The 23,532-nt window shown below is 61.2% G+C and carries 18 protein-coding genes, 2 tRNA genes, 1 pseudogene and 1 riboswitch; of the genes and pseudogenes, 11 read left to right on the top strand and 10 right to left on the bottom strand.

Going from position 1 to position 23,532, the window contains the following annotated elements:
• Nucleotides 1-111: 111 nt before the first annotated feature.
• Both AB5Y48_RS15395 and AB5Y48_RS15390 read left to right on the top strand, forming a co-directional pair.
• Nucleotides 112-187, top strand: a tRNA-Ala gene (locus AB5Y48_RS15395).
• Between the two features lie 67 nt (nucleotides 188-254).
• A tRNA-Ala gene (locus tag AB5Y48_RS15390) sits at nucleotides 255-330 on the top strand.
• Between the two features lie 94 nt (nucleotides 331-424).
• On the opposite strand, the gene AB5Y48_RS15385 is transcribed toward AB5Y48_RS15390, so the two are convergent.
• The gene (locus AB5Y48_RS15385) at nucleotides 425-2,581 is read right to left on the bottom strand and encodes an ExeM/NucH family extracellular endonuclease (RefSeq protein WP_368165011.1); all 2,157 of its coding nucleotides are present in this window, start codon (nucleotides 2,579-2,581) and stop codon (nucleotides 425-427) included.
• 281 nt (nucleotides 2,582-2,862) lie between these two features.
• A riboswitch (cyclic di-GMP riboswitch) is annotated at nucleotides 2,863-2,949 on the top strand.
• A 110-nt stretch (nucleotides 2,950-3,059) separates the two neighbouring features.
• On the opposite strand from AB5Y48_RS15385, the gene AB5Y48_RS15380 reads away from it, so the two are divergent.
• Both AB5Y48_RS15380 and AB5Y48_RS15375 read left to right on the top strand, forming a co-directional pair.
• Nucleotides 3,060-6,113, top strand: a complete 3,054-nt coding sequence (locus AB5Y48_RS15380; protein ID WP_224160558.1) for a glycosyl hydrolase family 18 protein — start codon at nucleotides 3,060-3,062, stop codon at nucleotides 6,111-6,113.
• Between the two features lie 144 nt (nucleotides 6,114-6,257).
• The gene (locus AB5Y48_RS15375; protein ID WP_050666853.1) at nucleotides 6,258-7,196 is read left to right on the top strand and encodes a chemotaxis protein CheV; all 939 of its coding nucleotides are present in this window, start codon (nucleotides 6,258-6,260) and stop codon (nucleotides 7,194-7,196) included.
• A gap of 29 nt (nucleotides 7,197-7,225) precedes the next feature.
• Here the strand turns inward: AB5Y48_RS15375 and AB5Y48_RS15370 are convergent, their stop codons facing one another.
• Entirely contained in the window at nucleotides 7,226-7,828 is a 603-nt protein-coding gene (locus tag AB5Y48_RS15370) for an arylesterase (RefSeq protein ID WP_224160559.1), read from the bottom strand.
• Between AB5Y48_RS15370 and AB5Y48_RS15365 the strand changes: the two genes are divergently transcribed.
• The gene (locus AB5Y48_RS15365) at nucleotides 7,827-8,510 is read left to right on the top strand and encodes an ABC transporter ATP-binding protein (RefSeq protein WP_368165009.1); all 684 of its coding nucleotides are present in this window, start codon (nucleotides 7,827-7,829) and stop codon (nucleotides 8,508-8,510) included. The two genes, AB5Y48_RS15370 and AB5Y48_RS15365, sit on opposite strands and share 2 nt — an antisense overlap.
• Complete coding sequence (locus AB5Y48_RS15360) at nucleotides 8,510-10,945, top strand: ABC transporter permease (protein WP_368165007.1); 2,436 nt, start codon at nucleotides 8,510-8,512, stop codon at nucleotides 10,943-10,945. Before AB5Y48_RS15365 ends, AB5Y48_RS15360 begins: the two co-directional genes overlap by 1 nt.
• 6 nt (nucleotides 10,946-10,951) lie before the next feature.
• Here AB5Y48_RS15360 and AB5Y48_RS15355 read toward each other — a convergent pair whose 3' ends face one another.
• The 3 genes from AB5Y48_RS15355 to AB5Y48_RS15345 form a co-directional block, all read right to left on the bottom strand.
• Nucleotides 10,952-11,848, bottom strand: a complete 897-nt coding sequence (locus tag AB5Y48_RS15355; protein ID WP_368165005.1) for a TIGR01777 family oxidoreductase — start codon at nucleotides 11,846-11,848, stop codon at nucleotides 10,952-10,954.
• A 419-nt stretch (nucleotides 11,849-12,267) separates the two neighbouring features.
• A complete protein-coding gene (gene pta / locus AB5Y48_RS15350) occupies nucleotides 12,268-14,433 on the bottom strand; it encodes a phosphate acetyltransferase (RefSeq protein WP_050666848.1) in 2,166 nt (721 codons plus the stop codon).
• A 70-nt stretch (nucleotides 14,434-14,503) separates the two neighbouring features.
• Entirely contained in the window at nucleotides 14,504-15,706 is a 1,203-nt protein-coding gene (locus AB5Y48_RS15345) for an acetate kinase (protein ID WP_368165002.1), read from the bottom strand.
• Nucleotides 15,707-16,003: 297 nt separating this feature from the next.
• On the opposite strand from AB5Y48_RS15345, the gene yfbV reads away from it, so the two are divergent.
• Nucleotides 16,004-16,438 carry a terminus macrodomain insulation protein YfbV gene (gene yfbV, locus AB5Y48_RS15340; RefSeq protein WP_050666846.1) on the top strand — a complete coding sequence of 145 codons (435 nt, stop codon included), beginning with the start codon at nucleotides 16,004-16,006 and terminating at the stop codon, nucleotides 16,436-16,438.
• A 50-nt stretch (nucleotides 16,439-16,488) separates the two neighbouring features.
• On the opposite strand, the gene AB5Y48_RS15335 is transcribed toward yfbV, so the two are convergent.
• The 3 genes from AB5Y48_RS15335 to AB5Y48_RS15325 all read right to left on the bottom strand — a co-directional run bounded on the left by AB5Y48_RS15335 (nucleotide 16,489) and on the right by AB5Y48_RS15325 (nucleotide 18,271).
• Complete coding sequence (locus AB5Y48_RS15335; protein ID WP_368165001.1) at nucleotides 16,489-16,989, bottom strand: YfbU family protein; 501 nt, start codon at nucleotides 16,987-16,989, stop codon at nucleotides 16,489-16,491.
• A gap of 260 nt (nucleotides 16,990-17,249) precedes the next feature.
• Entirely contained in the window at nucleotides 17,250-17,714 is a 465-nt protein-coding gene (gene bcp / locus AB5Y48_RS15330) for a thioredoxin-dependent thiol peroxidase (protein ID WP_050666844.1), read from the bottom strand.
• Nucleotides 17,715-17,737: 23 nt separating this feature from the next.
• Complete coding sequence (locus tag AB5Y48_RS15325; RefSeq protein WP_050666843.1) at nucleotides 17,738-18,271, bottom strand: glycine cleavage system protein R; 534 nt, start codon at nucleotides 18,269-18,271, stop codon at nucleotides 17,738-17,740.
• Nucleotides 18,272-18,386: 115 nt separating this feature from the next.
• Here AB5Y48_RS15325 and dapA point away from each other — a divergent pair, with 115 nt between their 5' ends.
• Genes dapA through AB5Y48_RS15310 form a run of 3 tightly spaced genes read left to right on the top strand, consistent with a single transcriptional unit; the run spans nucleotide 18,387 to nucleotide 21,543 of the window.
• A complete protein-coding gene (gene dapA, locus AB5Y48_RS15320) occupies nucleotides 18,387-19,274 on the top strand; it encodes a 4-hydroxy-tetrahydrodipicolinate synthase (RefSeq protein ID WP_368164999.1) in 888 nt (295 codons plus the stop codon).
• Nucleotides 19,267-20,382, top strand: coding sequence for an outer membrane protein assembly factor BamC (bamC, locus tag AB5Y48_RS15315; protein ID WP_368164997.1), 1,116 nt, complete (start codon nucleotides 19,267-19,269; stop codon nucleotides 20,380-20,382). Before dapA ends, bamC begins: the two co-directional genes overlap by 8 nt.
• A 60-nt stretch (nucleotides 20,383-20,442) precedes the next feature.
• Nucleotides 20,443-21,543, top strand: coding sequence for a phosphoribosylaminoimidazolesuccinocarboxamide synthase (locus tag AB5Y48_RS15310; protein WP_050666840.1), 1,101 nt, complete (start codon nucleotides 20,443-20,445; stop codon nucleotides 21,541-21,543).
• A 75-nt stretch (nucleotides 21,544-21,618) separates the two neighbouring features.
• Here AB5Y48_RS15310 and AB5Y48_RS15305 read toward each other — a convergent pair whose 3' ends face one another.
• Nucleotides 21,619-22,224, bottom strand: a complete 606-nt coding sequence (locus AB5Y48_RS15305) for a short chain dehydrogenase (protein ID WP_136612886.1) — start codon at nucleotides 22,222-22,224, stop codon at nucleotides 21,619-21,621.
• Nucleotides 22,225-22,335: 111 nt separating this feature from the next.
• Between AB5Y48_RS15305 and AB5Y48_RS15300 the strand changes: the two genes are divergently transcribed.
• Complete coding sequence (locus tag AB5Y48_RS15300) at nucleotides 22,336-23,238, top strand: LysR substrate-binding domain-containing protein (protein WP_368164996.1); 903 nt, start codon at nucleotides 22,336-22,338, stop codon at nucleotides 23,236-23,238.
• A 42-nt stretch (nucleotides 23,239-23,280) separates the two neighbouring features.
• Here AB5Y48_RS15300 and AB5Y48_RS15295 read toward each other — a convergent pair.
• Nucleotides 23,281-23,532 (bottom strand): annotated as a pseudogene (locus AB5Y48_RS15295) (IS4 family transposase); the annotation flags it as partial.

Here is a 23,532-nt window from a genome sequence, read left to right as displayed (position 1 = left end):
TGGCATGCAAGAGGTCCGCGGTTCGATCCCGCGTAGCTCCACCATTATTCAGACGCAATGCGTCGAAGACAGTCGAACACCCGATTCGGTTGTCTGAAAAGTAAGTGTTTTGGGGTTATAGCTCAGCTGGGAGAGCGCTTGCATGGCATGCAAGAGGTCCGCGGTTCGATCCCGCGTAGCTCCACCATTATTCAGACGCAATGCGTCGAAGACAGTCGAACACCCGATTCGGTTGTCTAAAAAGTAAAGAGTTTGGGGTTATAGCTCAGCTGGGAGAGCGCTTGCATGGCATGCAAGAGGTCCGCGGTTCGATCCCGCGTAGCTCCACCATATCGAAGGCCACCGCATTGCGGTGGCCTTTTTCTTTATCTCGGTTCAGCCCCAAAAAAGACCCGCCATCAGGCGGGTCTTGTGTGTTGGTGCCTTAGCGGCGGCGCCAGAAGGCCAGTGGCAACAGGGCCAGCAGGCCAAAGCCGATGCTGCCACCACCACTGCTCTGGGGCTGTTTGGCCTCTTCCAGCTTCAGGTCGACGATGATGGGGTCGTGGTCAGAAGCGCTGAAAGGGTTGTCCGATTTTGCCAACGAGCCCGTGTACTGAGTTCCGTACTCGAACAGGTTGCTTTCGAACGAGTTGATATGCCAGTCGGCCACGCCGGCTACCTTGCTCACCAGTGCCGGATTGCCCAGCGCATAGTCCAGGGTACCCAGCTCGCCATCATAGCTGTAGGAGATGGCCTTCTCCTTGTTGAACTTGACGTTGAGATCGACGAGACCATAGCTCTTGGTGATCTCGCGTCCCAACTGCTCGTAGGGTTGCTCGCCAATAAAGGTGTGAGAAGCCGAGACTATCTTGCGCTCGCTGCTGGCCGGCTGGTAGTCGGTCAGGACGCGGATCGGATCCTCTTTGGCGTAGGAGTTGAAGTCCCCCACCAGCAGTACCTGGCCAGGCAGCTTGCTGACCGCTTCGCCCAGTACCTTGGCGGCGGTGACGCGGAACTCGGTGCACTTGCCCTGCAGATCGGCAGGCTCTGTCTTGCCATCACCATTCTCATAGCAACCCGAGCCCTTGGACTTGAGGTGGTTGACCACCAGAGTCAGGGGATCCTTGCTGCCCGCAACCGTGAAGCTCTGTACCAGGGAGTCGCGCTGGCCGGCGCTCTTGGCGACGCCACCGACGGTGTAACGCTGCTCCGGCATCTTGATGACGGCGGCATCCCCCGCCGGGGTCAGCTTGGCCGGACGATAGAGCATGGCCACCATGATGGCATCGCCACCGAAGAATTTCTCACCGGTCAGCAGGGCGGCAGGCAGGCGAACATAGGCATAGTGCTTGCTCGCATCCTTCTGCTGTTCATTGAGGCGACTGACCAGATTATGGATGGCTGAGTTGTCACCAAAGCCGTTGTTTTCCATCTCCATCAGACCGAGCAGGTCTGCGTCCATCTCTGTGATGGCATTGGCTATCTTGGTGCGCTGCTTCTCGAACTCGGCCTGGGTCTTGGCTCCGCGGTTGCAACCCTTGGCATTGTCGGCATCCGCTTGATCCTTGCACAGGACGTTGAGATCGCCGCCAATGCTGGAGTGGCTGGTGAAGTAGTTGAGCACGTTAAAGCTGCCGACTCGCAGGTCGCTGCCGGGAGTGCGGGCCGGTGCGCTCTGGCGGTCCTCTCCCTGGCTACGCAGCAGGTTACCTGCGGTCAGGGTGACATCGTTCGGTACGACCAGGCGGAAGGCGTTCTTGTTGTAGACAACGACCCCTTCCAGACCATCGAGCTGATCGCCGATACGCAGATAGCCCTGATCCGCATCCAGAGCCGGGAACCAGGGAAGTACCCCATTCGGCGCCTTGTAATCGGATTCGATCACCAGACGGTTGGCACCATTCTTGGCAGCCAGGGTCACGGCATCGGCGCCGCTGGCCACGTGCAACTGGGTGGGCTTGATGAGCGGTGCCTTGTGGGAGAGCTCTACGTTGTTGCGATAGACCTTGTAGTCGAAGCTGAAGTTGCGGGTCAGGTGCAGATCGCTGCTGCTGTCGAGGCGAACCCGCATTCCCTCATGGCGATTGAGGGCTTGGGTCAGGCTCTCCCCTTCATTTATCTGCAGAACCGGGGTCGGCACACTCTTGCCTTGGGCCAGCTCCTGAATACGGGGAGTGGTGCCGTCAAACTTGAGCTTGAGCTGGGTGCCACCGTAGTACTCCTCAACCTGGGCCTCCAGGCAGAGCTCGGCACCCGGTTTGATGTAGGGATACTTGCTGGCAAAGCTCTTGTCGCTGAGGTAGACGAAGATGCCATCCGAGGTGGCCGGGTTGCCATCACCCACAGGATCGGTCAGGTAGAAGCCCTTGGTCAGGCTCTGGCCCAGCGTGGTGACGATGCCCTTGACGTGGAAGGTGCCGGGACTGATGGCGCCGTTGGCAGTGGGCGTGGTCGCCTGGGGGCTGCTGTTATCGCTGCCTTGCAGGGTGGGGATGGTGGTCAGCTGTGCATCGCTTGGGCAGACATAGGCGGCCTGAACGCCAGGGGCGGCCAGGGCCAGCCCCACCGCCAGTGAGAGCAGGGTTCGAGTTGCTTGCATGATGATTTCCTTTAATTTTTTTCTATGCAGTTCCGTAGCCCCGCCGGAGCGGGGGCGCGAATTGTCACATGACTACCAGCTCTGACCAGTGATGGGCTGCACACTTTTGCGATCGGGTTTATGGCCGTATATCTGTTTTATGATGAAGCCAACACTCTGATTTTTAATGTGAAACGCATTGGGGTTCGAATGAACTCGGCAGTGATAAGTTGTTTCTTGTCGCGAATAAAGATTGTCGGCGAGGTGGGCAATTTCTATACTCGACTCGTTCCTGACGGAACCCAGGTTAAGGGCAAACCGATCGAAAGATCGGGACGCAAAGCTTCCGGCCTACCGGTCATCTGACCCAGGGTAGCGGGGCCTCCCAGGATCTCATCGGGTGCAGTGGCACTGTCCAATGCCAGTTGTCTGCCTCTGCGTGGACCTGCCGCGTCTGTCCTTGCCTTGGATAACCATGCCAAGCAACAAGGAAGAAAAAATGCAAAACCACTTTGTCCCTACCCGCCTGGCGGCGTTGGTCGCCGTGGCATTTCTGCCCGCCTGGGCGCAGGCAGCCTATCCCCCCTATGAGGCCGGCAAGAGCTATGGCGCCGGTGATGTCGTCAGCAATGTCGGAGCCCTCTACCAGTGCAAGGAGTTTCCCTACTCGGGTTGGTGTGGTGCCTCGCCCTATCACTATGAACCGGGTGTCGGCGTCAACTGGAGCGATGCCTGGGTGCTCTTTAGCGATGGGGGTCTGCCTCCCGCCCTCGAGCTGAGCGTCAGCTCACCGGCAGCGGGAAGTTCCGTTAACGAGGGCACCGATGTTGCTCTTGCCGTCACCCTGAGCGGAACCAGCACAGACGTGGCCAAGGTTGACTATCTGATCGATGGCACCCTGGTGGCTAGCGCCGCGGCCACCCCGTGGGGGGCGGTCTGGAAGGCGGTAGGGAGTGGTAGTCATGCCCTCAAGGCGCGAGCCCTGGACAAGGATGGCAAGGTGCTGGCCGAGAGCGACAGCAGCTTCAATGTGGCCGCTGTGGTCGCTCCCGAAGCACCCAGGGTGGCCATTGCCAGCCCTGCCGCCGGCGCCAGGGTGACTCTGGGGCGCAGCGTCGCGGTGACCGGCAACGTGACCGATGCCAATAACGATGTGGCCAGGGTCGAGCTGTTTGCGGACGGCAAGAAGGTGGGCGAGGACAATGCCGCCCCCTGGCAGGTGAACTGGACTCCGGATGCCAAGGGCAGTGCATCTCTCAAGCTGGTCGCGACCGACCAGACCAGTCTGACCGGCGAGTCTGCTGCTGTGGCCGTCAGTGTTGAGGAGGCGGCGCCCCCCCCGAGCGGTGGCAACTTATCTTGCGACATTCGTCAGGTCTATCGCCCGGATGGTTACGAATGCATGGGGGACGATCACGCCCGTCGGGTGATCGGCTACTTCACCTCCTGGCGCACCGGCAAGAACGGCCTTCCTTCATATCTGGTGAGCGACATTCCCTGGAGCAAGATCACCCATATCAACTACGCATTCGCATCGGTCGATGAGCAGAGCCACCTTATCAAGGTCGATGACTCGGCCACCAAGATGACCTGGGAGGGAGTACCGGGCGCCGAGATGGATCCCGAATTCGCCTATCAAGGCCACTTCAACCTGCTCTCCAAATACAAGAAACAGTATCCGGACGTGAAGACCCTCATCTCGGTCGGCGGCTGGGCCGATACTCGTGGTTTCTACACGGCTACCACCAAGGGGGACTGCACCGTCAATACGGCGGGGATCACTGCTTTTTCCGACTCGGCGGTGAACTTCATTCGCCAGTATGGGTTTGACGGGGTCGACATCGACTATGAGTACCCCACTTCCATGAAGGATGCTGGCAACCCGAATGACTTCCCCCTCTCCAACCAGTGCCGCGCCAAGTTGTTCGGTAATTACAAGGTGCTGATGCAGACCCTGCGCGAGAAGCTGGACGCAGCAGGCACCGAGGACGGGCGCAAGTATATGCTCACCATCGCCTCACCGGCGTCGGCCTATCTGCTGCGAGGGATGGAGAACTTCCAGGTCACTCAGTATCTGGATTACGTCAACCTGATGACCTATGACTTCCACGGTGCCTGGAACCACTTCGTCGACCACAATGCCGCCCTGTTTGATAACAAGCAGGACTCCGAATTGGCTCACTGGGGGGTCTACACCCAGAAAGAGTTTGGGGGCATCGGTTATCTCAACGCTGCCTGGGCAGCCCACTATTTCCGTGGCGCTTTGGCTGCCGGCAAGATCAACGTCGGCGTGCCTTACTACACCCGTGGTTGGCAGGGCGTGACAGGTGGTACCCATGGCCTGGGTGGCAAGGCGGCCCTGCCGAGCCAGAACCAGTGCCAACCCGGTACCGGTGGCGGCAACATCCCCTGTGGTAACGGTGCCGTGGGTATCGACAACATTTGGCACGATCTCGACAAGAACGGTCAGGAGATAGGGGCGGGTGCCGTGCCTATGTGGCACGCCAAGAACCTGGAGAACGCGGCCAGTCTCGGCATTACCGGTATGCCCAGTTATGGGCAGGCATGGGGGCTTGACCCGAACGATCCCCAGGATCTGATCCAGGGCCAGTATGTTCGCTACTTCGACGACAAGGCCAAGGTGCCCTGGCTGTGGAACGAGCAGAAGAAGGTATTCCTCTCCACCGAAGATGAGCAGTCCATGGGTCACAAGCTCGACTACATCGTCAAGCAGGGCCTGGGTGGGGTCATGTTCTGGGAGATGGCCGGTGACTATGCCTTCGACCCGGCCAAGAAGGAGTACGTGATTGGGGATACCCTGACCACCCTCGCCTATGAGAAGTTTGCCCAGGCGGCTCCCTACAACACTCGTCAGAACGATCTGCCGGTACCGAGTGCCCAGCTCGACATCGGTGTCAGCCTGGCGGGCTTCAAGGAGGGGGATTCCAACTACCCCATCAACCCGACCCTGACGCTCACCAACCACTCGACCCAGACCATACCGGGCGGCGCCCGCATCGAGTTCCTGGTGCCCACCTCCACCTCGGATACCATCACCGACCAGAGCGGTATGGGGCTGAAAGTGGTCGAGAGCGGTGGCAACCAGAACTCGGACGGCATCGTCAATGAGAAGGACTTCCACAAGGTGGCCATGACACTGCCGAGTTGGAAGGCGTGGACCCCGGGGAGCACGGTAGAGGTTGCGATGACTTACTACCTGCCTGCCGCCGGTGTTCCCAGCGGGATGCGCATCGTGAACGGCAGCCAGACGATCGGCCTCAAGAGCGACTTCCCGACCCTGCCGGAGGCGGTGATCCAGGGGGGCGGTGGCGGTGAAAACCCGGGTGGTACCAGCTGTAGCAGCCAGAGCATCGATCCGGCCAGCTACAATGTCTACCCCAACTGGCCCCAGTTGAGCTGGGATGGCAAACCCAGCCACGCCAACACAGGTGATCGACTGAACCACAACAAGGCGGTCTGGCAGGCCAACTGGTATACCAGCACCGAGCCCAAGGCCGGTGACGGCAGTTGGAAGCAGGTCTGCACTTATTAATTGTTAAATCAAATAGATAGGCGGGGAGTGACTCCCCGCCTTTTTTTCACCATGGATAAGGGGGGTGATGGAAAAAGCGTCTGACTTTCGTGCGTCTGGGACTCTATACTAGAGACTGTCATGAGCTCGGATGGAAGTGATTGTATGGCAAGCATATTGGATTCAGTGGATCAGCGAACTCAACTGGTTGGGGAAAACCGACTGGAGCTGCTTATGTTTCGGCTGGGCTCTCACCAGATGTTTGCCATCAATGTCTTCAAGGTGCGTGAAGTGGTCAAGCTTCCCCCTCTCAACAAGATGCCGGGCTCTCACCACAATATCTGCGGGGTCGCCAATATCCGTGGCACCTCGATTCCAGTCATCAATCTGCGTGGTGCCATCGGTCTGCGCCCCATGCAGAGCGACAAGGAGTCCAACCTCATCATCACAGAATACAACCGCACCGTGCAGGGTTTTCTGGTCGGTCAGGTGGCCCATATCGTCAACATGACCTGGAAAGACATACTGCCGCCACCACGTACCGCAGGCCGCTCCAACTACCTCACCGCCATCACGCGGGTCCACGAGGGGGACAAGGAGCAGATCGTCGAGATCATCGATGTGGAGAAGGTGCTGGCCGAGATCCTTACCTATGACGTCACCATCTCCGAAGAGGTGCTGGATCGGGAGATCCTGCCCGAGATGAACGGTCGCAAGGTGCTTATCGTCGACGACTCGAGCACGGCACGGGCTCAGGTGCGCGATACCCTCAGTCAGCTGGGGCTGCAGGTGATCGAGTGTCAGGATGGACGACAGGCGCTCGATCTGCTCAAGGGGTGGTGTGACGGTGGCAAGAAGGTGACCGACGAGATCCTGTTGATGATCACCGATGCCGAGATGCCCGAGATGGATGGCTACCGCCTCACCGCCGAGGTGCGGGCCGATCCCCGCATGTCCGATCTCTTCATCACCCTCAATACCTCCTTGAGCGGCAGCTTCAACGAGGCCATGGTCAAGAAGGTGGGCTGCGATCGCTTCATCTCCAAGTTCCAGCCTGATCTTCTGGTTCAGGTCGCCCAGGAACGATTGCGTCAGCTGATGTGACATCAGGGGGCCATCAGGCCCCCTTCGTCTTATTGCACCAGCAGTGGTGCGAGAAAATCGGCGACCTGATCGCGGATCCTGGGCTGCGCTTCGGCCTTGGGGTGGATGCCGTCGTTCATCATGAGTTCAGGGCGCAATGCTATTTCATCGAGGAAGAAGGGGAGCAGGGGCAGCTTGTACTCTTGGGCAAGGGTGGGATAGAGCCGCTCGAACTGTTGGGTATAACGGGCGCCATAGTTGGGAGGAAGGCGGATCTGGGTCAGTATGACCCTGGCGCCGGCCTGTTGGCTGCCATCGATGAGCCCCTTCAGATTGCGCTCGGTGACGGGGGGTGGAAATCCCCTTAGGCCGTCGTTGCCCCCCAGCTCGATCAACACCCAGTCCGGTTTATGCTCTTCGAGCAGGCTTGGCAGCCGCGCCATGGCGCCCTGGGTTGTCTCGCCACTGATGCTGGCGTTGATCACCCGGTAGGATTGGCCCTCACTCTGCCAGCGTACCTGCAGCAGGGCTGGCCAGCTCTTCTCGACAGGCATCTGATAGCCGGCACTCAGACTATCTCCCAGGATAAGCAGGCTCTGGGCCTGAACGATGGATCCCCAACAACAGAACAAGGCAATCAGGATACGCCCCATGACATTCACTCCCATCATCGAAGCTCGCAACGTTGAAAAAACGGTCTCCCTCGGGCAGGAGCGCCTCACCATCCTTGAGGGGATCTCCTTGCAAGTCAAGGCGGGGGAGACGGTGGCCCTGCTCGGCGCCTCCGGTTCGGGCAAGTCGACCCTGCTTGGGCTGCTGGCCGGGCTCGATCTGCCGAGTGCGGGGGAGATCCTCATCAGAGGCCAATCCCTCGGGGCGCTCGACGAGGAGGGGAGAGCCCGCCTGCGTGCCGAGCAGCTGGGGTTTGTCTTTCAGTCCTTCCTGCTGCTGCCGACCCTGACCGCTCTCGAAAACGTGATGCTGCCGGCCGAGCTAAGGGGTGAGCGGGATGCCGAGCCCCGGGCCCGCGCCCTGCTCGAGCAGGTAGGATTGGGGTCAAGGTTGCACCATCTGCCACCTCGCCTCTCGGGGGGAGAGCAGCAGAGGGTTGCCCTCGCCCGCGCCTTTATCGGACAGCCCGAGTTACTGCTGGCCGACGAGCCGACCGGGAATCTCGACAGCAAGACGGGAGAGCGGATCATCGAGCTGCTGTTCGAGCTCAATCGACAGCACGGCACCACCCTGCTGATGGTGACCCATGATCCTGCGTTGGCGCAGCGTTGTGGGCGCCGTCTGGAGATTTCCGCCGGGCGGCTCATCGCCGGGGAGGCCTAATGACTCCTCGTCTTGCACTGCGCCTGTTGTGGCGGGAGGGGTGGCAGGGTGAGTTGCGCTGGTTTGTGTTGGCGCTCGCCCTGTGCGTGACCTGTGTCGTGAGCGTGGCGCTCATGGCCGATCGGCTCAATGCGGGCCTCAAGGCCTCGGGTCGTGAATTTATCGGTGGGGACAGGGTGCTGGTCAGCCCTGCTGCGCTCCCCGCATCACGACTCGACGGCTGGCGGCAGGCGGGGGCCCGGGTGCAGACCACGGTGAGCTTCAACACCATGCTGTTTCATGGGGAGGCATTCCAGTTGGCCTCTCTGCGCGCCGTCCCGTCGGAGTTTCCTTTTTATGGCTCGCTCAAGCGTGACCCTGTCGTTCCCCTGAAGCCGGGAGCCATCTGGTTGTCGCCCCGACTGATGCAACTGCTGGGGACACGACCGGGGGAGCGCATTGAGGTGGGGAATACGGCCCTCACCGTGAGCGCGACACTGTTGGAGGAGCCGGATCAGGGCTTCAGCCCCTTCCAGCTTGCTCCCCGGGCGTTGGTGCACAGCGACGATCTGGCGCGTATCGGCGCCCTGCTGCCGGGCAGTCGCCAGGAGTGGCGCTACCTGCTAAAGGTCGACGCGACCCGGCTCGACGGGCTGGACCGCACACGCCCCATGGCGGCCGGTATGCGCTGGCTAACCCCGGAGAGTGGCGACAGCCGCAGCGGCAGGACCCTGGCCAACGCAGAGCGCTTCTTTCGGTTGGCGGCTCTGACCGGTGTACTGCTTGGGGCCCTGGCCATGGCCATCGCCGTGCGCCACTTCGCCGAGCGCCAAACCGGTATGGTGGCGCTGCTCAAGACTCTGGGGGCCTCCCGTGCCACCCTGTGGCGCCTGCTTGGCAGCCTGCTGCTCGGCCTGACCCTGATGGGGGGGGGGATCGGGCTACTGCTCGGGCTGGTAGTTCAGGGGGTCGCCCTGGCCTCGCTGCAGGGGGTGTTGCCGGCCGAGCTGCCGCCGCCCTCGTGGCGCCCCTTCGTCCTGGCGATGGCGGTGGCGCTCTTCATTACGCTGATGCTCTCGCTCATCCCCTTTTTGAGGCTGTTGCGTATTCCTCCGCTACGGGTGCTGCGCAGAGAGGTCGAGGCTGATATCAGCAGCCACTGGGCCATTCCGGTGGCGCTGCTCGGGCTGTTTATATTGGTGTGGGGCTTGATGGGGGATGGGCTGCTGGCGCTGGGGCTCATCGCCTGCATGGGGCTGTTGATGGGGCTGCTGGCCCTGTTAGGGGGGCTCCTGTTGCGGCTTGGGCGGAAGGTGCGTGGGCCGCGCCCCTTGCGCCTGGCGCTGGCCCGCATGGCCAGAGAGCGGGGGCGGGGTCTGTTTCAGTTGGCCGGGTTTTCCCTCGCCTTGCTGCTGCTGGGGCTACTCTGGGCGGTGCGCAGCGATCTGATGGGGGATATCGCCCGGCACCTGCCGGCCGATGCCCCCAATCGGTTCCTGGTCAACCTGATGCCGGAGGAGCGCATCCCTGTGCTGGCCAAACTCAAGGAGGCCGGTGCCGAGACCTCTGATTTCTACCCCATGGTGCGAGGCCGGCTGACTCGCATCGCCGGTGAGGCTGTGGCCGAAGAGGGTCAACCGGGACGTGAGGGGATAGGGCGCGAGCTCAACTTCACCACCACCGACCGCCTGCCGTTTGGCAACCGCATCACGGCCGGGGAATGGTTGAATGGCCCGGGTCAGGTGTCGGTCGACGAGGAGGTGGCGACCAGGCTCGGCATCCGGCTTGGGGACGAGTTGGGCTTCACCATAGAGGGACGCCCCTTCACGGCCACCGTCACCAGCCTGCGAGCGATCCGCTGGGATTCCCTGCGCCCCAACTTCTTCATGATCTTCTCGCCGGATCTGCTGGAGCCCTTCAGCCTCACCTGGATGGGCAGCTATCGACTACCCGCTGGAGCGCAAACGGTCGAACTGGATCTGGTTCGCTCCTTTCCCACCGTCAGCCTCATCGATGTCGAGGATCTCATCAACCGGCTTGTCGCTATTTCGGCCCAGGTGAGCCGGGCGCTGGGAGTGATGCTGGGGTTAGTCACGGCGGCCGCCTTGCTGGTGCTGCTGGCCCAGACCCAGGCATCCCTGGCGGCGCGGCGCGGCGAGCTCATCGTGATGCGTACCCTGGGGGCTCCGGGCACTCTCTTATCGCGCATGTTGAGCTGGGAGCTGATGATAACCGGTGCCGTGGCGGGGCTTTGTGCCGCCCTGGTGGCCGAGGGGGGCGTCCTCTTCCTGCAGCTGTGGTGGTTCTCGGGGTCGCTCAACTGGCACCCTCAGCTCTGGGTCGGACTACCCCTGCTGGGGGCCTTGCTGGTGACACTGATTGGACAGGGGTGGCGCCGCCACCTGTTGGGAGGAGCCCTGGGGGGGCGGCTACGCGCCATGGGGCACGCCCTCTAGGGGGCGTCAGGTAAAGAGATCGGTGAGAGCCGGCGCCAGCTCCGGGTGGGAAAAATGGAAGCCTGCCTCCTGCAGCCGGGTCGGCAGCACCGCCTGACCGGTCAACAACAGATCGCTCGCCTCGCCCATGGCCAGGCGCAGCAGGGGGGCGGGGACCATCAGTAGGTGGGGACGATGCAGGGCTGAGGCCAGGGCTTTGCTAAATGTCCGGTTGCTCACCGGCTGGGGGGCTGTGCCGTTATAGATCCCCTGGCACTCCTCATGCTCGAGCAGGAACAAAATGGCGCGCACCAGATCCTGCTGATGGACCCAGCTCATCATCTGCTCTCCCGATCCCAGGGGGCCACCCAATCCCAGCTTGTAGGGGGTCAGCATCTTGGCCAGCGCGCCCCCCTCCTTGCCGAGCACGATACCGATACGCAGCACACACACCCGGGTCTGTTTGCTGCGCGCCTGCAAGGCGAGGGACTCCCAGCGTTGACAGAGGCGATGGGTAAACTCGTCGTGAGGTTGCTGGCAGGATTCGTCGACCGGCTCCGGACCTTGTCGTCCATACCACCCCACGGCAGAGGCATTGATCAAGACTCGGGGAGGAGCCTCGGAGAGTTGGATCAGATCGACCAGTTGTTCGGTCAGCAGCCAGCGGCTGTCGCACAGCAGCTGTTTGCGCTCCTCGCTCCAGCGTCCCTCGGCGATCGGCTCGCCGGCCAGGTTGATCACGGCATCGAAGCCATCCAGATTATCGAGGCGATCCAGGTTATCGATGATCTCAACATCGTGCCCCAGCCGTTGCCAGGCGCGGGGGCGATCCCGGCTCAGGATCACCAGATCATGCAGCTGCTTGAGTTGGGCGACCAATTTACGGCCAATGAAGCCGGTGCCGCCGGTGATCAGGATCTTCATATCAGCTCCTCTGCCTCTGTGCCCATTACTCTAGCCATTCCCAAAAATTGGAACAAGTCGTTGTATTACTTGAGCTTGTTTGGAGGCTATCGATTTGGTCCCGGGGAAGGGGTGGGGCCGCTCAAGAGCGTTATTTTCTTTCAAAAGATCTGAAAACTATCCACAAAATCTGTGGAAAACTCTGTAGATTAGCCGTGCTTCTATTTTTATTTATATGATTTATATGAAAAATTTCTGGCTACGTCAAAATGTGCCCTCCTTGTGCAAGGGATTGGCGGTGGGTGAGTGGTTGCTCTTTCCCAATGCCTCTCACCACAAGGGATCGAGGATCCGATCCCGGATCCTCGATGTTGATCCCTGAGATCAAACGGATATAAAAAAGCCCTGCCGAAGCAGGGCTTATGCCGTCACTGGGGCGATCAGGCCTGGGCTGCGTCTTGCTGGGCCGCCTGGATCCCGGTCAGGGCGATGGTGTAGACGATGTCATCCACCAGGGCACCACGGGAGAGGTCGTTGACCGGCTTGCGCATGCCTTGCAGCATGGGGCCGATGGAGACCAGCTCGGCAGAGCGTTGTACCGCCTTGTAGGTGGTGTTGCCGGTGTTGAGATCCGGGAACACGAAGACGGTGGCCTTGCCGGCAACCGGGGAGTTCGGCGCCTTGGACTTGGCGACGTTCTCCATGATGGCCGCGTCGTACTGCAGCGGGCCGTCGATGACCAGGTCCGGACGCTTCTCCTGGGCGATACGGGTGGCTTCACGTACCTTGTCCACATCGGCGCCGGCGCCGGAGGTGCCGGTGGAGTAGGAGATCATGGCCACTCGCGGCTCGATACCGAAGGCGGCGGCAGACTCGGCGGACTGGATGGCGATTTCTGCCAGTTGCTCGGCGCTCGGATCCGGGTTGATGGCACAGTCACCGTAGACCAGTACCTGATCCGGCAGCAGCATGAAGAAGATCGAGGAGATCAGGGAAGAGCCGGGGGCGGTCTTGATGATCTGCATCGGCGGACGGATGGTGTTGGCGGTGGTGTGTACCGCGCCGGATACCAGGCCGTCAACTTCATTGCGCTCCAGCATCATGGTGCCCAGCACCACGTTGTCTTCCAGCTGTTCGCGGGCGACCACTTCGGTCATGCCCTTGTTCTTGCGCAGCTCGACCAGGCGGGCCACGTAGCGCTCGCGTACCTCGACCGGATCGATGATCTCGACGCGATCGGTCAGGATCACGCCCTGCTGATCGGCGACACGGCGGATCTCTTCCGGGTTACCCAGCAGCACCGGGCGGGCGATGCCACGCTCGGCACAGATGGCGGCGGCCTTGATGGTACGCGGCTCTTCCCCTTCCGGCAGCACGACACGCTTGTTGGCCTGACGGGCCAGCTCGGTCAGCTGATAACGGAATGCCGGCGGGCTGAGGCGGCGGGAGCGGGTAGACTTGGCAGAGAGGGACTCGATCCAGTGCTTGTCGATGTGGCCGGCCACATAATCCTGCACCAGCTCGATACGCTCGCGGTCATCTTCCGGAATATCGACGTTGAAGTTCTGCAGGCTGACGGCGGTCTGCCAGGTGTTGGTGCCGATCATCATGATCGGCAGGCCGGTGGCCATGGCCTGTTGGCACAGGGCCATCACCTGCGGCTCCGGATGGTAGTTACCGGTCAGCAGCAGGGCGCCCAGCTTGGTGCCGTTCATGGCGGAGAGGCAGGCAGAGACGATCACGTCGGAGCGGTCGCCGGAGGTGACCAGCAGGCTGCCCGGACGGAAGTGCTCGACCATGTTGTGGATAGAGCGGGCACAGAAGGTGACGGTCTGCAGGCGGCGGGTATCCAGCTCACCCTTGTTGATGATCTTGGCGGCCAGGTGCTTGGCGAGATCCTTGGCACGCGGGGCGATCAGCTGGGTGTTCCAGGGGATGCAGCCGAGGATGCGCAGGGGGCTCTTGCCAAAGACCTGCAGCACCTCCAGGTTGTGCGCCGGATCGGCACCCTGGTGGTGAGCCTCGAACATCTCGGTCAGATCGGGGCGGGTCACACCGTGCTCGTCAACCGGTGCGCCCACCTTGTTGATGATGCAGCCGACGATGCGCTTGTTGGCGACGCCACCGAAGTTGGAGCAGGCCAGCTCGATACGCTCTTTGAGCTTCTGGCTGGAGTCGTTACCCGGATGGGTGACGAACACCATGTCGGCATCCAGCGCCTTGGCCACGTCGTAGTTCAGCTTGTTGGCAAAGGGCTGCTTGTCGGTCGGAACCAGGCCTTCTACCACCACCACTTCGGCGGCGCTGCTCTTCACGTGCTCTTCGAAACGGGCCACGATCTCTTCCAGCAGGATGTCGGTGTTGCTGGTGGTGATCATGTTCTCGGCGTAGGAGAGGGCGAACGGTTCGGGCGGATTGATGTTGGCTGCGGCGCGGATCACGGCGCTGGAGCGCTCCGGACCGGTTTCGCCCGGACGCGGCTGGGCGACCGGCTTGAAGAAGCTCACGTTGACACCGTGACGCTCCATCGCGCGAACCACACCCAGGCTCACGGAAGTCACGCCGACACCGGTGCCGACCGGGATAAGCATAATAGTGCGTGCCACTTTATACCCCTTGGTTGTTTTGGGATCAGGAAAAGGCCGCCCTTGGGCGGCCTTGCATTACAGCTAAATCTTAGGCGCCGACCAGTTCCAGCGCATCGTGGGCGATGACCCACTCCTCGTTGGTCGGGATGACCATGGCCTTGGTGGAGCCGGCCTTGGTGATCTCGCCACCCTTGCCGAAGCGGGCGGCCAGGTTGGCGTCGTGGTCGACGTCGAAGCCCAGCAGGCCCAGCTTGCCCAGGGTGATCTCGCGGATCGGAGCGGAGTTCTCGCCGATGCCACCGGTGAAGACTACGGCGTCCAGACGACCGTCCATGGCGGCGGCGTAGGCACCGATGTACTTGGCCAGACGGTAGCAGTAGACATCCATGGCGCGCTTGGCTTCTTCCTTGCTGTCGTAGTTGTCTTCAACGAAACGGCAGTCGGAGGTCACTTCGGTCAGACCCAGCAGGCCGGACTCCTTGGTCAGCATGGTATTGATCTGATCGACGCTCATGCCCAGCTTGTCGTGCAGGAAGAAGATGATGGCCGGATCGATATCACCGGAACGGGTACCCATCACCAGGCCTTCCAGCGGGGTCAGACCCATGGAGGTGTCGACGGACTGGCCATTCTTGATGGCACAGACGGAGCCGCCGTTGCCCAGGTGGCAGTTGATGATGTTCAGATCGGAAACCGGCTTGTTCAGCTGCTTGGCCGCTTCCAGGCTGATGTAGTAGTGGCTGGTGCCGTGGGCGCCATAGCGACGGATGCCGTTCTCTTTGTAGAGCTTGTACGGCAGGGCGTACAGGAAGGCCTCTTCCGGCATGGTCTGGTGGAAGGCGGTGTCGAACACGGCCACGTTCTTGTCGGCCAGCTCGGGGAATACCTTCATGGCGGCACGGATGCCGATCAGGTGAGCCGGGTTGTGCAGCGGCGCATAGGGGATGGCGGCTTCGATGCCGGCAATGACGTCGTCACAGATCACCACGGACGAGGTGAAGCGCTCGCCGCCGTGCACGACACGATGGCCGATGGCAACCAGGTTCTTGGCCAACTCGGGGTTGAGCGGCAGGATCTTGTGAACGATGAAGTCCAGGGCTTCCTGGTGAGCGGCACCGGCTCCCAGTTCGGCGTTGCCCTTCTCACCGTTGAGCTTCCACTTGATGCGGGCATCCGCCAGGTTGAAGCACTCGGCCAGGCCGGAGAGCAGGTCATCACCGGTGTTGGCGTCGATGACGGCGAATTTCAGGGAAGAGCTGCCACAGTTAAGAACAAGAACCAGCTTACTCATGAATTAATCCTATCGCAGAATGGTTATACAGGCGTCCGACTCGGGCGCGGGGCGACTGACGGTTCAGGTGTTGGTCATCGGGAGAGTTGGCATTTTTCGGCCTTCGCCTTGTATAGTGATAGCAAGGCTCCGATGACAGCGTGAACGGCGTGGCCGACACGCAAAAAAAGGCGCATAAAGGATAACCTGTTTGTTGGAAAATAACAAAGTCATCCTCAATCATTGTTGGCTTACATCAAAAAAAGTTGAGGTTTTGCGATTTAAGTGGTGGTTTGGTCGACATAGAGGAGCCAGGTGATGGATCTTTTTGGAAGTAAATTACAGCTTGGTCGACGCTATCTGGCCGTGTGGCCCCGTCGTCCCGAGCTGAATCCCCTCTTCCCGGAAAACCGGGTCATTCACGCCATCGAATTTGGTGCCAGGGTGCTGCCCCCCGTGGTCGTGATCTGCCTGATGCTGCAGTACCAGTTCGGGGATGCCTCTTATTGGCCCTCTGTTCTCACCTCTCTCATCTTCATGCTGAGTATGCCGCTGCAGGGTTACTACTGGCTCGGCCGGCGTGCGGTAACCCCTCTGCCACCCTCTTTGGCTCACTGGTATCGTGAGATCAATGGCCGCATGAGCGAGCAGGGTTGCCGGCGACGGGCCGTCGATTCTCCCCGCTATCAGGAGCTGGCCGAAACGCTCAAGGCGGCCTTCGACAAGCTCGACAGCTCATTTCTCTACGAATGAGTCAACCCGTTTAGCATAAAGGCGCCTGCAGGCGCCTTTGCTGATCCCGATCAGGCATTGAGGATTTTTCTCAGCTCCTGCACCGAAAGCTTGTACTGGCGCGGGCATTCACTCCATGCGGCGAGCATGCGCTGATACTTGCCACGCATGGCCACATCACTGGAAAGCGCTTCACAGGGGCAATCGACCTCAGGGAAGCGTTTCTCCACCTCGAGCAGGAAGCAGACGTAGTCACACAGCTCGCCCTCGTGGCTGCGGCTGTAACCGATGAAGCGCAGACGCGCCTGCGGGAATTCGCTCTGCTCCTCGCTGGCGAGGTTTTCCCAGGAGACCGCCATGGCGTGATGCATCTCCAGGGTGTCGATCACCTCCTGGCAGCTCTCCCGGCTCAGCTGCCCCAGGCTCTTCCCAAGATCCTGTAGCTGGAGGCCGTAGCCACGCTCGACGATGGTCTTGGCACGCAGATAGGCAGGGGCCTGCTCGGGGTTGAGCTTGGCCAGGATCTCGTACTGATTGCAGAGGATGAGGCGCTCGGAGGGGCTCATGTTCATGGTGTTTCTCGCGTATCAAAGAGTCTGAGGGCACGTTAACTCATATATAGAATGAATTTTTTGATCTGGGTCGCCAGGGGCGCGAGTTGGGAGAGAGGGGTGATGAATTAATCGTGCGGGAGGGGGATTGCAACAGAGCCTGACACAAACGAAACTGTATTCGTCGCCGAAGTGAACCACCAAGGCACCTCTTCTGCATCCGATTGATGTGGCGACACCGTAACGGGGCCGGCTTATGCCGGCCCCGTTATTATCCGGGCTTAACCTGCCAGGTGAGTCAGTACCACCTGATGGTGGTCACTGGTTTTGAACTTGTTGAAGACATGGGCTATTTGCCCCTGCTCGTCGAGCAGGAAGCTGATACGGTGCAGGCCGTCGTACTCCTTACCCATAAACTTCTTGGGGCCCCAGACCCCAAAGGCATCGGCGACGGCGTGATCCTCGTCGGCCAGCAGGGTGAAGTTGAGACCATCGCGCAGCTCGAATTTCTTGAGGCGGGCGGGGCTGTCGGTGCTGATGCCGAGGACCACCAGATTGTGGGCAGCCAGCTCGCCTTGCACATCGCGCAGTCCACAGGCCTGGGTGGTACAACCCGGGGTCATCGCCTTGGGATAGAAGTAGATCAGCACTCTCTTGCCGCGCAGATCCGAGAGGGAAACGAGCTCGCCATTCTGGTTGGGCAGGGTGAAATCGGGAGCCTGGGCTCCGGCTTGCAGCATCGGCATGGTTGCTCCTTGGTGTGTGCCCCTCAGGGGCGGCGCTGATTGAAGGTGATGTGGAAGGACTCGGCTCCCAGAGTACGACAGAAGTCGGCAAACCCGGTTTCATGGGAGGAGAGCTCTGCATCATTGGCCAGTTTGAGTTCGAAGTGGATCTTGAGCAGGTTATAGGGGGCTTGCTCCAGCGTCTCCGATTGCATGGCGTGGATGTCCCAGCCCTGGTCGCTGAAGTGGCGTGTACAGCGTGAAACGATGCCGGGTTCGTCCCTCAGCAGTATTTCGGCTTCGGCCGAGAGGGGATAATCGCGGGGTTGATGGCGCTCGGTGCGTTTCATCATGGTGATGAGATCCCACTCCTGACTGCGCAGGGGAAGGGTGATCTCGAGCTGCATCAGGCTGTTCCAGTCACCTGACAGCAGCATGATAAAGGTGAACTCCTGTCCGAAGATCCCCAGCCGGCTGTCGACTATGTTGCAGCCACAGTCGGTCACATGGCGGGTCACTTCATTGACGATGCCGGGCCTGTCGGTGCCGATGGCGGTCACTACCAGGTAGTGGGTCATGGGTCATCTCTCGTCCTGAAATTTGCGCCATGGTATCACGCTTGCGGTGGGGGCTCCTTGTTTTTGCAACGGGCGCACCTTACCATTACGGCCCTGAATTTCAGGAGAAAAACCCATGTTGCGCGGTAGTATCGTTGCCCTTGTCACCCCCATGTCCCCCACGGGTGAGGTGGACTGGTCCAGCCTTTCACGTCTGGTTGAATATCATGTGGCAAGCGGCACCAGCGCCATTGTTGCCGTCGGTACTACCGGCGAGTCGGTGACCCTGACCCAGGATGAGCACATCGCCGTCGTCGAGCGCTGTGTCGAGCTTGCGGCGGGTCGCATTCCGGTCATCGCCGGCTGCGGCTCCAACAACACAGCCCACGCCATCTCGCTGGCCCGTCGTTTCGAACAGAGCGGCGTGGTGGCCGGTCTCAGCGTCACCCCCTACTACAACAAGCCCACCCAGGAGGGGCTCTATCGCCACTATTGCGCCATCGCCGACGCTAGTGGTCTGCCCCAGATCCTTTATAATGTGCCCGGCCGTACCGGCTGTGATCTCAAGCCGGAGACGGTGGGGCGTCTGGCCAGCCAGTCCGGTATTATCGGCCTCAAGGAGGCCACTGGCGATCTGGATCGCACGCCCCTGCTGCGTGAACTGTGTGGTGCCGATTTTGCCCTCTACAGTGGCGATGATGCGACCGGATGTGATTTCATGCTGCAAGGCGGTGACGGTGTTATTTCCGTCACCACCAATATTGCCGCGGCCCTGATGGCCGACATGTGTCGCGCCGCCCTGGCCAAGGAAGCCGATGTGGCTCAGGCCATCAACCTGAGGTTGATGCCGCTGCACCGGACCCTGTTTATCGAACCGAGCCCGATCCCGGTCAAGTGGGCCTGTGCCCAGCTCGATCTGATCGCCTCGGCCACCCTACGCCTGCCGCTCACCGAACTGACCCCGGAGGGGGAGGTAGCGATGCGTCAGGCCCTGAAGAGTGCGGAGTTGATTGCGAGTGTCTAAAGCAAACGGAAGAGTACGCGCTGCACGCCTGACCCTGGGCGTCATCAGCATGGCCGTGCTGGCTGCCTGCAGCAGCCCGCAGGATCGGAAGATGGCCAATCGCGGTTTCGAGTATGAGGAGGCCAAGCTGGAAGGCCGCGCCTTCCTCATCCCGGCAGGCCTGCAATCCCCCCGCTTCACCAGCGACTATGATGTTCCTCCGCTCCCCGAGTCGAGCCGCGACGGAGCCACAGGGGCCAAGGTCGATGTGCGTCCGCCAGCCCAGCTGCTGACCGTGGTTCCGGGCAGCCAGATCGTGCAGGGTGCCAGCGAGCCCACCATCGCCTACTACGCCCTGAGCACCGCTCAGGATGTGGGCTCCGATGCCTGGGCCTTCCTGATGAACTTCCTCGCCAAGTTTGGTGTGACCACCGAGAATCTGGACCGCAATGCCGGCACCCTGGAGACCGGCTGGTTCACCAATACCGCCGCCCTCGATGGCTGGGGTGAAGAGGATGAGGACTATCAGATCCGCCAGCGTTACCTCTTTACCCTCAAGCGTGATGAGGTTCGTCACTCGGTCAATATCTCCGTGCGCGTGCTGCAGCATGAAGAGGAGATGGACGGTGAGAAGAGCAGCGGCCTGAGCCAGGACGAGGCGCGTCGCTATGCGGTGCGCGCCCTCAACCAGTTCAGCCTCTACTATGACCAGCAACTCAAGAGCCGTGAGCAGCACAAGGCCGCCGTCGGTATGGGACTCGAGCTCGGCTTTGACAATAACGAGCTGAGTGCCTGGGTTGCCGATGCCTCTTTCGAGCTGGTGTGGCAACGCATCAATCGACTGCTGCCCCGTTACGGCTTTACCATCAAGGACACCCAACAGTCCCTGGGCTGGATCGATGTCGAGTACGAGGATCCGGGCAAGGCGTTCTGGCAGGAGGTGGGCGCCGAACCGTTCAACCTCGAAGAGGGCAAATACCGCTTCCAGCTTGGAGAGATGGCCGGGGGCAAGACCTCCATCACTCTCTTTGACAAGGACAAGAAGCCGGTCAAATCGAGTGTGGTGTCGCAGATGCACATCACCCTCTCCAAGGCCTTCGCCAAGGCCGTGGCAGACAAAACCGAATAAGAAACAGGGGCCTTGTGCCCCTGTTTTGTTATCCCCCCACAACAGGAAGTGTTATCAACCATGACTCTTGCAGACCAAGTACTCGCGGTAAACGATGATCTGCCGATCCGCACCGAGCGCCCCGTTCATTCCGGCAAGGTGCGCAGCGTCTACTGGCTGACGGCTGCCGACAGCGCCCGTCTGATCCGTGACAGAGGCTACGATGTGCCGGCCGACACGCCACTGGCCATCATGGTGATCAGCGATCGCATCTCCGCCTTCGACTGTATCTGGCAGGGAGAAGAGGGGCTGGCGGGTGTACCTGGCAAGGGCGCCGCGCTCAACGCCATCTCCAGCCACTGGTTCAGGTTGTTCCGGGAGCAGGGGCTGGCCGACAGCCATATTCTCGACATTCCCCATCCCTTCGTCTGGATCGTGCAACAGGCCACTCCGGTACGTGTCGAGGCGATCGCCCGCCAGTACATCACGGGCTCCATGTGGCGTGCTTACCAGAGTGGGGAGCGGGAATTTTGCGGCATCACCCTTCCCGAGGGACTCAAGAAGGATCAGAAGCTGCCCGAGATCCTCATCACCCCCTCCACCAAGGGGATCCTGACCGGTCTGGAAGGGGTGCCCGAGGCCGATGATGTCAACGTCTCCCGTGCGGATCTGGAGCGCCACTATCGGGCCTTCGGCTTCCGCTCACCGGCCGATATCGACCGTTATGAGACCCTGCTCAAGGAAGGGTTTGGGGTGATTGCCGAGGCGCTGGCCAGGCTGGATCAGATCTTCGTCGATACCAAGTTCGAGTTTGGTTATGTGACCGATGCCGCCGGCAACGAGAAGCTCATCTACATGGATGAGGTGGGTACCCCCGACAGCTCCCGTATCTGGGACGGCGCGGCCCATCGGGACGGCCAAATCATCGAACAGTCCAAGGAGGGCTTCCGTCAGTGGCTGCTGACCCACTTCCCGGACTCGGACATCCTGCTCAACAAGAACCGGATGGAGGAGCGTTTCGCCCTGGCACACAACAACAAGCTGCCGGTCGAGGTGATGATGGATATCTCTCGCACCTACCTCGGCATCGCCGAGAAGGTGGTGGGTCACCCGATCGCCCTGAGCACCAACCCCAAGCAGGAGATCATCGAGGTGTTGACCGGTTACGGCCTCATCGAGTGATTTTTTGGCGTTTAGATTCAAACGTTTGCCTTTCTTGTGACAATAAGGGGGCCTCCACCGGGAGGCCCCTTTTCATTATCCAAATACGGGGTAGACGCGCCCGCTCTGGATCCCGAGCACGGATTTCCGGTAGGCCTGGGCCACCCGCTCGGCCGGCACCGGCATGAACCCCGGGAAGAAGGAGGCGTATTTGTCCATCGACTCGCTCAGCACGGTCGGGCTCACTGCATTGATGCGCAGGCCCCGCGGCAGCTCGCAGGCGGCGGCCTGCACGAAGTGGTTGATGGCGCCATTGATGGTACAGGCACTGCTGCCAGATGCGATGGGTTCGTCGCTCAGGATGCCGCTCACCAGGGTGATGGAGCCGGCGTCGCGCAGGTGCGGGATGGCGGCGCGGGTCAGGTTGAGTTGACCCATCAGCTTGCTGGTGAGGCCGTGCTGCCACTGGGCGTCGCTCATCTCGGTCAGTGGCGCGAAAGCCACCTCACCGCCGGTGACCACCAGGGCGTCGAAGAGTCCGATGCGGGCGAACAGATCGCGGCAGGCCTGGCTGTCGGTCATGTCGACCCGCTCCTGGCCGCGGCTGCGGCCGACCGTGATGATCTCGTTGCCTTCGGCCAGTGCCGCGTGTACGGCGCGGCCCAGGGTGCCGGCGGCGCCGACGATGACGATGCGTTTCATGATGAGCTCCATGTTGGGGACGAACGATCGGGGATGAGCCACATCATAGAGGAACCAATTTGGCGAAAAAGCGCTTAACATGAACGCATTGTTGCGAATTTGGAGTTAATCGTGGATATCGCCCAGCTCGAGAGTTTCTATCAGGTGGTGCGCCACGGCAGCTTTTCAGCCGCTGCCGACGCTCTCGACGTGAGCAAGGGCGCCCTGAGCCGCCATGTCACGGCTCTGGAGGCTTCGCTCTGTGCCCAGTTGCTGCAGCGCACCACTCGCCGCCTGGTGCTGACGGAGGCCGGCCAGAGTCTGTATGCCCAGGCGGGGCAGATCTTCGCTCTCAAGCTACAGGCCGAGCAGAGCGTGCGGGCCCTGACCGAGGAGGAGAGCGGGGTGCTGCGTTTCACCGCGCCGGTCAGCACCGGCGAGCGCCTGGTGGCGGATCTGGTTGCGCGCTTCGGCGAGCTCTGCCCGCGGGTGCGCCTCGAGCTCGATCTCAGCAATGCTCCTCAGGATCTCTCCCTGGGGCAGAGCGATCTGGCCCTGCGCGCCATGGAGCGGCTACCGGAGGACCTGGTGGCGCGGCGCATCGGTCGCCTCAAGGATCTGGTGGTGGCGAGCCCCGCCTTGCTGGCCCGGGTCGGTGCGCCGCAGACGCCGTTCGAACTGGCGGCGCGCCCTTGCCTGCTACAGGGTAGCAACCCGGCCTGGGACGAGTGGTGTCTGTTGCGTCAGGGGGAAGAGGCGCGGGTGACGGTGCAGGGCACGGTGCGGGTCAACCACTATGGCAGTGCACTGCGCCTGGCCGAGGCCGGGGTGGGGTTTGCCAAGGCGCCGTTGCTGCTGGTTGAGGAGGCGCTGACCGCCGGGCGTCTGGTGCAGGTTCTGCCCGAGTGGCACGGCGCCCTGCACCCCTTGCATCTGCTGCATGCCCCCCAGCACCCCTTGCCGGCCAAGCTGCGCCGCTTCAAGGGGCTGATTCTGGCCTGGTTTGAGGACCATCCCCACTACTGGGTGCCCTGAGGCGGCATCAAAAAACGGGCCCTTGGGGCTAATGCCAGTCAGTTAAGACTGACTGGCATTGTTTTTATTGGATTTTTTTACGCTGTACTTCTGCGGTCTTGGCTTCACGCAGCGGGGGTAACTTCGCTCCATCCTATCGGGTAACACAAACTGCCCCGCTTGTTTCTCCAACTCCGCCACCCGCTTAGGGATATTCCCCGGTGACATGAACGGCATACAGCTCAACTCATGGACGAGATAGACCGATGCCATGTGAAAACTGAGCTGACTCGCCGTGTACCCTTTCAGGCTTGC

Source organism: Aeromonas sp. R6-2, assembly GCF_040908155.1.
Lineage (GTDB): Bacteria > Pseudomonadota > Gammaproteobacteria > Enterobacterales > Aeromonadaceae > Aeromonas > Aeromonas schubertii.
Note: the sequence above shows the minus strand (reverse complement) of the source record. Positions and strands in the feature narration are given on the sequence as shown.